We start from the raw sequence: 9,148 nt of genomic DNA, 5'->3' as shown, positions 1-9,148 counted from the left end.
TTCTGATGAAGCTTAGCTGCGTCAATCGCAACGATTAGCACTTCTTCTAGATTAATCCCACGTAGCTGATCACTAAATCGACTACCTTTTTTACCTTGAATATGATATTGTTTGTTAGTCCCCATGTGACTTTCAACCTCCTATTTATGGTGAGTAGGTGATGAGATTGAGTTCCCTGTCAGGTACTTATATCTTACTTGAAGTCGCTGGGGATTTTTTGTGTTTAATCATGGTAATTTTATTATTTCATACACCAGGAAATTATAAAATTTCTGAACTGTGGATAGCGTTTCTACATCCAGCTCCAGCGCCTAGCCCCTCGAGGTCATAAGGCGATTCTAAATTGAAGGCAAAGAACGCCTTCTATTTAGAATCGCCTTATGCTTGTCGGACGCCTTCAGTATGAAGGTGAGAAAGGCGTTGCAACAGGACGTTGCGAATTTAGCCTTTCTTCCTCTAACCAAGGCGCTTGCGCTTTTGTTCTTCAGCGAAGTATTGGTACAATAAATACGAGGTGATCAGTTTGTGTGGACGATTCTCTTTAGCAACTGATATTGGTTTACTCCAGGAACAGTTTGATTTTGATTTTAACGATGGATTAAATCTTAGATACAACATTGCTCCAAGCCAAAATATATTAGTTTTAGGTTCAAATGGTAATAGGAGAGTTGGAACTACTATGAAATGGGGTCTGGTCCCATCTTGGGCTAACGATACAAAAATTGGATACAAAATGATAAATGCAAGAGGAGAAACAATTGATGAAAAGGCAAGTTTTAAAAATTCTTTTAGAAGCAAGAGATGTCTTGTGTTAAGTGATGGGTTCTACGAGTGGAAGAAGGATGAAAAAGGTAAGCAACCTTATCGATTCGTGATGAAAGACAGGAAACCATTTGTAATGGCAGGTCTATGGGAACGCTGGGATAAAGGAGAAACACCTCTTTTTACTTGTACAGTTATCACTACAACACCAAATGATATTACAAAAAATGTTCATGACCGAATGCCAGTGATTTTACCTGAAGATAAATACGATACCTGGATTAACAGAGAAATGAATGACACCAATTATTTAAAATCGTTATTGGTTCCTTACCCAGCAGAAGAAATGGTCCTATTCCAAGTATCAACTCTGGTTAACTCTCCAAAGAACGATGTAGAAGCTTGCTTAGAACCTATAAATAGTTTGTAGTGTCTCAGGGGATAAGGGCTACTATTTAAAAATAGTTTTTGATTTTGAAGTTCATACACAGTCTTATAAAGTATTTGGAATTAATTGGGGTGAACCGTATCATAAGTAGGTGAGGTTTTTGGAATATGGAAATGTAGGAAAACTTTATCGTTTTATCTAGCGATTGAGTAAATTGCACAATGTATGAAACTGAACCGAAAATCGAATAATGCCAAACTCATCATTACAAATATTAACTCATTTGCGAATTAATAGTTCAATTCCAAGAAAAAGTTCGTTTTTCAATATACGCTTTATGAAATTCATTCAATTATATTGAAAAATAAGTATTGTGCTTAAAATCTAAATAAATAGGAGAGGTACATTTTGAGTTTCATAGTTTTTTTCACTTTGGTAATAACGGGTTTCACTGCTTGTGCTGAGTTTTCTTCCTATGCCTTGGTACATCCAGTTATCCGTTCATTACCTCAAGAGCAACATATACGGTTCGAACAAAGTTCACTGAAAACTTTTGGACGTATTATGCCCTTCCTTATGCCTATTTCTGTAATATTAACTGTGGTTTTCGCAATTCTACCACAAGGACTTGATGTTTTTGAACGAGCAATTCGTTTATCTTCTGCTGTTATGTTCGTAATAGCTACAATTACTACTATCCTATTTAACGTTCCATTAAACAAGGAAATCAAACTATGGGAAGCAAAAAAACCACCAAGCGATTGGCAGGAAAAGAGAAAACGATGGATGTTTTTTCAAGCTATTCGTTCTTGGTTGCTTCTACTTGGTTTCGTGCTTCTCTGTTTCTCAGTGACAATAAAATTTTAGAGGAATTACTAATTGAAATTACCTCATTTAGATACATCACGGTGAACCGTATCATAAGTAAATGAGGTTTTTAATGTAAATACATTAAAAGTGAGTTAAAGTCCCTCATCAGGGTGATGAAGGACAAATTTGGATAAGTGAGCTGAGAAAAGTCCCTCATCCAAGTAATTAAGGACAAAATGGAGTAAGTGATTTAGGGAAAAGTCCTTCATCAGGGTGATGAAGGACAAATTTGGATAAGTGAGCTGAGAAAAGTCCTTCATCCAGGTAATGAAGGACAAAATAGAGTAAGTGAGTTAGGAAAAAGTCCCTCATCAGGGTGATGAAGGACAAATTTGGATAAGTGAGCTGAGAAAAGTCCCTCATCCAGGTAATGAAGGACAAAATAGAGTAAGTGAGTTAGGGAAAAGTCCCTCATCAGGGTGATGAAGGACAAATTTGGATAAGTGAGCTGGGAAAAGTCCTTCATCCAGGTAATGAAGGACAAAACAGAGAAAGTGAGTTAGAGAAAAGTCCTTCATCCAGGTAATGAAGGACAAAACAGAGTAAGTGAGTTAGAGAAAAGTCCTTCATCCAGGTGTTGAAGGACAAAACAGAGAAAGTGAGTTAGAGAAAAGTCCTTCATCCAGGTAATGAAGGACAAAACAGAGTAAGTAAGTTAGAGAAAAGTCCTTCATCCAGGTAATGAAGGACGAAATTGAGTATATGAGTAAGGGAAAGAGTCTCTTTCTAGATATAAGAAATAAGCAACAAGGCATCTTATGAAGTTTAATAATAAATATTTTGTTTTTTATTCGTAGTAGGACCATTGATGAACCCCTACTATTTTTAAATTTTTTTCTAGAATCCTTCTTATTCTTTTTTTAGAAGTTACCACTTTACACCACTGATGAATTACATTAGTAGTAATCCTTCGATTAGGAAAAAGAAGCTTAAATTCTTTCACATTCCGCATTACGGCAATTGCAACTAATTCTACTTGTCCACATTCTTTACATACGCATTTCCTTCCCTCGACAGACATTGAAAACGAGGTGCACTTGACACAAGTGATACCTTTTCTCAGTTGGTCATAATCATAAGATGGTAATAACTTAAAAGGAGAATCTTTAATATGCAGTGAAATTAATTTATCAGCAAGCAACTTGTGTTTTCCATTTAACTTTGAAGATGTTTTATGTAGGTTTTTTAAATATCTATTAACCTGAGTTGGGAAAATAAATGGCTTGTTGAGAGGTGTTTGGTATAAAGTGAATTCGGGGTTGATAAAAACGACTGAAGCATTAATAGGTGTATTTAATCCTAGATTTTGGAGTAACTGGCGTAATAAAGATTCGCTTCTATTCAATTGATTTAGTGGATTATTAATTTCAGAATTGGGTTTCTTATATAATCTATCTGATTCGTAATAATAATCCCCTTCATAATTTTTCACTTCGAAAAAGTAAATGGTTTCTGAAGTAATTATCAGTGAGTCGATTTGGAACATAGTGTTATTTTGTTTGAGTAGCAAATCATTTAAAATAATGCATTCGCACTGAAGGTTTTCTGTCAATGAATCAAATATTTTCTCCCCTTTATAACCTTTTTTAAGGTTGAAATAGTGTTGCTTCTCATTATTAGACAAACTCATTCGAGTGTTTAATAATTTCAAAATGAGTAACTCAGCAGATTCAGTACGAGATTTGTAAGACATAGCTCAGATCCCTTCTTTTTTCAAATCTTCAAATCTATTATAAAATATACCGGTGCAAATATATTAAATAAAATGAATATTTTATAAAAAACTTTCTCTATACATAAAGCCATTATATGAAGATAGAGATTACCTAGGAGTCCCCTGTAATAATCATTAGAATCATTAGTAGTTGTAAAACCTCAGTTAGGTACACTACGATGAACCATACCACAAGTAACGGCGAAAATTAGAGGGTGTCGGTTCACTGACTTTGGTTTTTTTGTGTTCCTAGGCCCTTTTGGATGTACTTCTCACTTTTTTACCAGCTATAAATAGTTTATAATTATCAGATAACACTAGATATTTTAATCTAAGTAATTATAGTACACTATGATATGGTTAATTAAGACAGAAAAGGTATGTGACTAGGTCGCGCCTACAACTTCTGCAAATTTTAGGGTAAAAGGATGGTAAAAATGAGCAACAGAGAAACTAAAACAGACGTTATCTTAATTGGTGCCGGAGCCATGAGCGCGACTTTGGGATCATTACTGAAAGAGTTAGTACCGGAATGGGAAATCAAAGTGTTTGAGAAGCTAGCAAACGCAGGAGAAGAAAGCTCTAACGAATGGAATAATGCGGGAACGGGGCATTCTGCACTGTGCGAGCTTAACTATACATCCGAAAATTCTGACGGATCTATAGATAATAGCAAAGCTATAAAAATTAATGAACAGTTTCAGCTTTCAAGACAGTTTTGGTCTTATCTTGTAAACAGCAAGCTGATAAGTAATCCGCAGGACTTTATCATGCCAATACCTCATATGAGTTTAGTACAAGGGGAAAAAAATGTAACTTTTCTGAAAAAACGTTTTGAAGCGCTGTCAAATAACCCTCTTTTTAAAGGGATGGAATTTTCTGATGACCCTGAAAAGCTGAAGGAATGGATTCCGCTTATAGTGGAAGGACGTACATCGAATGAACCGATAGCGGCAACAAAAATCGACTCTGGAACTGATGTCAACTTTGGTGCTTTAACACGTATGTTGTTTGATCACTTAAAGAGTAAAAACGTCGAGATAAACTACAATCATAGTGTTAAGGATATAAAACGTACTACGGACGGCTCATGGGAAGTGAAAGTACATAATACCGATAGCGGTAAAGTCGAAAACCATACTGCAAAATTCGTCTTTATCGGCGGTGGGGGCGGCAGCTTGCCTTTACTACAAAAAACCGGTATTCCTGAATCAAAACATATTGGAGGATTCCCGGTAAGCGGACTATTTATGGTATGTAACAATCCGGAAGTTGTAGCGCAGCATCATGCAAAATTATACGGTAAAGCTAGGGTGGGTGCTCCTCCAATGTCTGTTCCGCATCTTGATACAAGATATATCGATAACAAAAAATCATTACTGTTTGGACCGTTTGCCGGATTCTCACCAAAGTTCTTAAAAACCGGTTCAAATTTTGATTTGATAGGTTCCGTAAAACCGAATAATGTCTTCACTATGTTGGCGGCAGGGGTAAAAGAGATGGCATTGACAAAATACCTGATCCAGCAAGTTATGTTATCAAATGAAAACCGCATGGAAGAATTACGAGAGTTTATCCCAAACGCCAAAATTGAGGATTGGGATATCGTGGTAGCGGGCCAACGTGTGCAAGTTATTAAAGATACTGAGGCCGGTAAAGGCACACTTCAATTTGGTACGGAAGTTGTAAGTAGCGCTGATGGCTCGATAGCTGCATTGCTGGGTGCTTCTCCAGGTGCTTCTACTGCCGTTCACGTCATGCTTGAGGTAATAGAAAAATGCTTCCCTCAACATATGAAAGAGTGGGAACCGAAAATAAAAGAAATGCTTCCTTCTTTTGGAGTGTCACTAGCGGAAAACCCAGAGCTTCTTCAAGAAATTCACACTTCAACAGCGCAGACGCTTGGTCTAAGCGAAAGAGAACTGGTCTATAGTTAATTCGAATTGAGTGAATAATAGAATACCATTGAAAATAAAACATAGAACCTTTGATCCATCTTTGGATTGAAGGTTCTTTTTTCAATATTCACAGTTTGAGAGGTTACGGTAAACTTTTATATAATAAGTTGTTGATAATTGTTTTAAATTTTTTTTTTAGGTATATTGGATAAAGTATTGATTTAATATGTAAAACAAATGACATTATGATGAAATTTTGCAATAGGATGTTAAATAAGAAGATAAAACTTTCAAATAGTTTAATAGAAAATGACTGTTTTTACAGAAAGGCGAGAAAAACTTGAACCAAACTATTGAAAAAAAACGATTGCAACTTGCTTTACTTTTAGGATCGCTTGCACTTTTAGGCCCTTTTACAATAGATATGTATTTGCCTTCATTCCCTACTATTGTAAAAGAATATGGCACGACTGCTTCTTTAGTACAAATTAGTTTAACTACTTGCCTATTAGGTCTAGGCTTTGGGCAATTATTTATCGGTCCAATGAGTGATGTTCTCGGACGCCGTAAACCATTGCTTATTTTTCTCATCATGTATTTACTAGCTTCCGTAGTATGCTCATTTGCACCGAATATTTATTTCTTCATCGGAGCTCGTTTTTTACAAGGCTTTGCAGCAGCAGGTGGACTTGTTATTTCAAGGGCCATTGTTCGTGATGTATATAGTGGCAGGGAACTGACCAAGTTTTTTGCTTTATTGATGGCCGTAAGTAATCTCGGTCCTATTATTGCACCTATAGCTGGAGGTAGTATCCTCTTCTTTACAAATTGGACGGGGGTTTTTATTGTTTTGGCTTGTGTTGGTTTGGTGTTGTTTTTGATTGTTTCATTGAAATTAGAAGAAACATTACCAATTGAAAAGCGTATACCAAGTGATTTTTTTCAAGTATTGAAGAATTTTGGTTCCTTATTAAAAGATCGTCAATTCACAGGGTACGCACTTACACAAGGTTTTATCATTGCAGGAATCTTTGCTTACGTATCTGGTATTCCTTTTGTCTATCAAAATATTTATGGTGTATCACCTCAAGTATTCAGTCTCTTATTTGGAGTGAATGGGATTGCCTTAATAATTGGAAGCCAGCTTGTTGGCCGCTATTCAGATGTCATACCAGAGAAAACTTTTTTGAAGATAGGTTTAATTCTTTCTAACACAGCAGGTGCTGTATTACTAGGAGCACTTCTTATAAAAGCACCGCTAGTAGCAATCGCCATTCCTATATTCTTTTTAGTATCCTGCATAGGAATTATTGCTACGACGTCTTTTTCATTAGCAATGGAATCACAAGGACATATTGCGGGAAGCGCTTCGGCACTATTAGGTGTATTGCCATTTATACTCGGCTCATTAACGGCTCCACTCGTCGGAATAGCAGGCGAATATTCAGCCATTCCAATGGGCGTCACTATCTTTTTAGCAAGCTTTATGGCCTTTCTATCCTATTATGGATTAGTCCGAACAGCTTCTGTTGCCGTACAGACTTCAAGATAATGTTAGGGAGCTATCAATCTTAAACATACCTTTTTAGCTGACACCAGGCTTTTTCAGAATCCGAAAACGTTAATTCATTAACGATGTATAAAAAGGTGTATAAAGAAAAAACGAATCAAAGCCAATCTCTTATAGTTCAAGGGATTGGCTTTTTTACGACTTTCTAAAGTTAGGTTTATGTAAACTAGAATTGAATTGTATATACAAAAGGATTATTCAATCCATAAAAAGAGTATTGGTTGTTTTTTTATTTATTGCTACTAAAAGGGTAGCACCATGATAGTTTTATTTTAATGGTTGTTGAGAACCAGGTGGAACGTAAAACGGAGGAACTTTAATCCACCCTCGTTTGCGCATTAAATGTTTTAATCTAGCCGCGAAAGCTAATTTTTCTGCTTGGAACTGAATAAACATTAAACCAACATCTGTACGAATCGACTCAGTAGCGGCACCAGCAGCCTGCATAATCAAACTAATGATTTTTAAAGATAATTCGTTTGCAATCACATCATCCGTTAATTTAACACCAAGAGGAATGCCATTAGGATCTGATATTGGCATATCTTCAGGGGCGGAGGGTAACGTGATTCCTTCCTTAACCATGAAATCATGGAGTTGTTTTCTTTGACTGGTCCCGAGTTTCATATCTTCTTCAAGTATTGCTTTTAGTTCAGGATCCGTCGTGGTATTTATACCTGCTTGAACGGATACTTTGGCTAATTCAAGGCCTGCCAAGTAAATCCAACATGCCATTACTTCTCCTACATGAAGAGGTTGGTCTTCGTCTTGATCTGTCAGTGATTTCATGGTATCCATGACAGTTTCCCATACATTTACCATATGATTACCTCCCTCTCTTGTAATAGATTATTTATATTCTTTGTAGAGAAAGCTTTTTTATTCAGAAGTTTAATCTTGAAGGGTAAATCATGGAACGTTTGATAATGGATTTCATTTTTCAATAGTATTTATATAAGGAACATCTGCTATATTTAGTGGTTTGTTGTTTCTGTATCACCATATCCACCCACTTGAATTTGATACGAAAATTTTACAGAAAAAAAGGTATAATTCTCACGAAATATATGTGAAATTAAACCTTTTTTTCCTTTAATGGACTTTGTTAGTGACCTCAGAGTGACTGGTTTAGTTATTTATTGAACAATATTCTTACCTTGTTGCATTTGTTGACCTGTTTGTGATGGTGCAAAGCCGTTAAGCATTTGAGTCATGTCTTGCGGTGCAAGCTGTGGCACTTGGTAATAGTGATGCTTATTTTGATATAAGAAAAGTTCATAGCCCATTTCAACGAAGTTAGGAACGCTGTCAGCAATTACCCTTCTAAAGACAGGGTTTGTGATTTCACATGCGGCCATTCCGAGCATGGATCCTGTCGATTTGATGAGTCCTAACATATGGCCAGAAATACCTTGTTCGTTTATTTCACTAACAGATTGGTTCGGTTTCTTTGGTTGAGCTGGCTTTAAGCCGTAAATGACATCATTGCTTTGTTCCATTTTATAAGATTGTGTTGGGTGAGATGGATCTTGCCCGGTTGAGAATGATTGGACAGCGACATTATAAAGGTCGTTAATAAACGTGTACTGTCGATGTAAAATTCCTTTTAACTCCTGATCTTGAAGATGTTGATCAAAAAGTTGGTATTGATCAAGCGCATTAATGAAAGAAGATAGAATCTCATGTCCATCAAAAATTTCATGACCACCATGATTCATAGTAGGTGACATGTTAGGTGATTGTTGCATGTTTGGTTGATTCATTTGGTTCTGCATTGTATTCGTACCTCCTCAGGTTATTGAACAACAATAATAAGATGTACGTTTCGTACTAAAAACATGCAATTTAATTCAACATAAAGAGACTACATTGATTCCAATTTTGTTAATCAAACGTTTGTTTAAACAATAAACAAGGACATCATAGGGACTAAAGAGAATGATATA

Annotated in this window: 7 protein-coding genes; 4 read left to right on the top strand and 3 right to left on the bottom strand. The window is 36.0% G+C overall.

From position 1 onward, the window contains the following. Positions 1-523: 523 nt before the first annotated feature. Both ACFFIX_RS25465 and ACFFIX_RS25460 read left to right on the top strand, forming a co-directional pair. A complete protein-coding gene (locus ACFFIX_RS25465) occupies positions 524-1,192 on the top strand; it encodes an SOS response-associated peptidase (RefSeq protein WP_378939126.1) in 669 nt (222 codons plus the stop codon). A 366-nt stretch (positions 1,193-1,558) separates the two neighbouring features. Next, on the top strand, positions 1,559-2,017 hold the full coding sequence (locus tag ACFFIX_RS25460) for an anthrone oxygenase family protein (RefSeq protein ID WP_378939124.1): 459 nt from the start codon (positions 1,559-1,561) through the stop codon (positions 2,015-2,017). A 790-nt stretch (positions 2,018-2,807) separates the two neighbouring features. Here the strand turns inward: ACFFIX_RS25460 and ACFFIX_RS25455 are convergent. Beyond that, the gene (locus ACFFIX_RS25455) at positions 2,808-3,713 is read right to left on the bottom strand and encodes a nuclease-related domain-containing protein (RefSeq protein ID WP_378939122.1); all 906 of its coding nucleotides are present in this window, start codon (positions 3,711-3,713) and stop codon (positions 2,808-2,810) included. A 458-nt stretch (positions 3,714-4,171) separates the two neighbouring features. On the opposite strand from ACFFIX_RS25455, the gene ACFFIX_RS25450 reads away from it, so the two are divergent. Both ACFFIX_RS25450 and ACFFIX_RS25445 read left to right on the top strand, forming a co-directional pair. Further along, the gene (locus ACFFIX_RS25450; RefSeq protein ID WP_378939120.1) at positions 4,172-5,671 is read left to right on the top strand and encodes a malate:quinone oxidoreductase; all 1,500 of its coding nucleotides are present in this window, start codon (positions 4,172-4,174) and stop codon (positions 5,669-5,671) included. Positions 5,672-5,972: 301 nt separating this feature from the next. Then, entirely contained in the window at positions 5,973-7,184 is a 1,212-nt protein-coding gene (locus ACFFIX_RS25445) for a multidrug effflux MFS transporter (protein WP_378939118.1), read from the top strand. A gap of 285 nt (positions 7,185-7,469) precedes the next feature. Here the strand turns inward: ACFFIX_RS25445 and ACFFIX_RS25440 are convergent, their stop codons facing one another. Both ACFFIX_RS25440 and ACFFIX_RS25435 read right to left on the bottom strand, forming a co-directional pair. After that, positions 7,470-8,024 carry a DUF3231 family protein gene (locus ACFFIX_RS25440; protein WP_378939116.1) on the bottom strand — a complete coding sequence of 185 codons (555 nt, stop codon included), beginning with the start codon at positions 8,022-8,024 and terminating at the stop codon, positions 7,470-7,472. Positions 8,025-8,338: 314 nt separating this feature from the next. After that, positions 8,339-8,977, bottom strand: a complete 639-nt coding sequence (locus tag ACFFIX_RS25435; RefSeq protein ID WP_378939114.1) for a spore coat protein — start codon at positions 8,975-8,977, stop codon at positions 8,339-8,341. Between the last annotated feature and the right edge of the window lie 171 nt (positions 8,978-9,148).

Origin of the sequence: Metabacillus herbersteinensis, assembly GCF_042433335.1 — a bacterium.
GTDB lineage: Bacteria > Bacillota > Bacilli > Bacillales > Bacillaceae > Metabacillus > Metabacillus herbersteinensis.
Note: the sequence above shows the minus strand (reverse complement) of the source record. Positions and strands in the feature narration are given on the sequence as shown.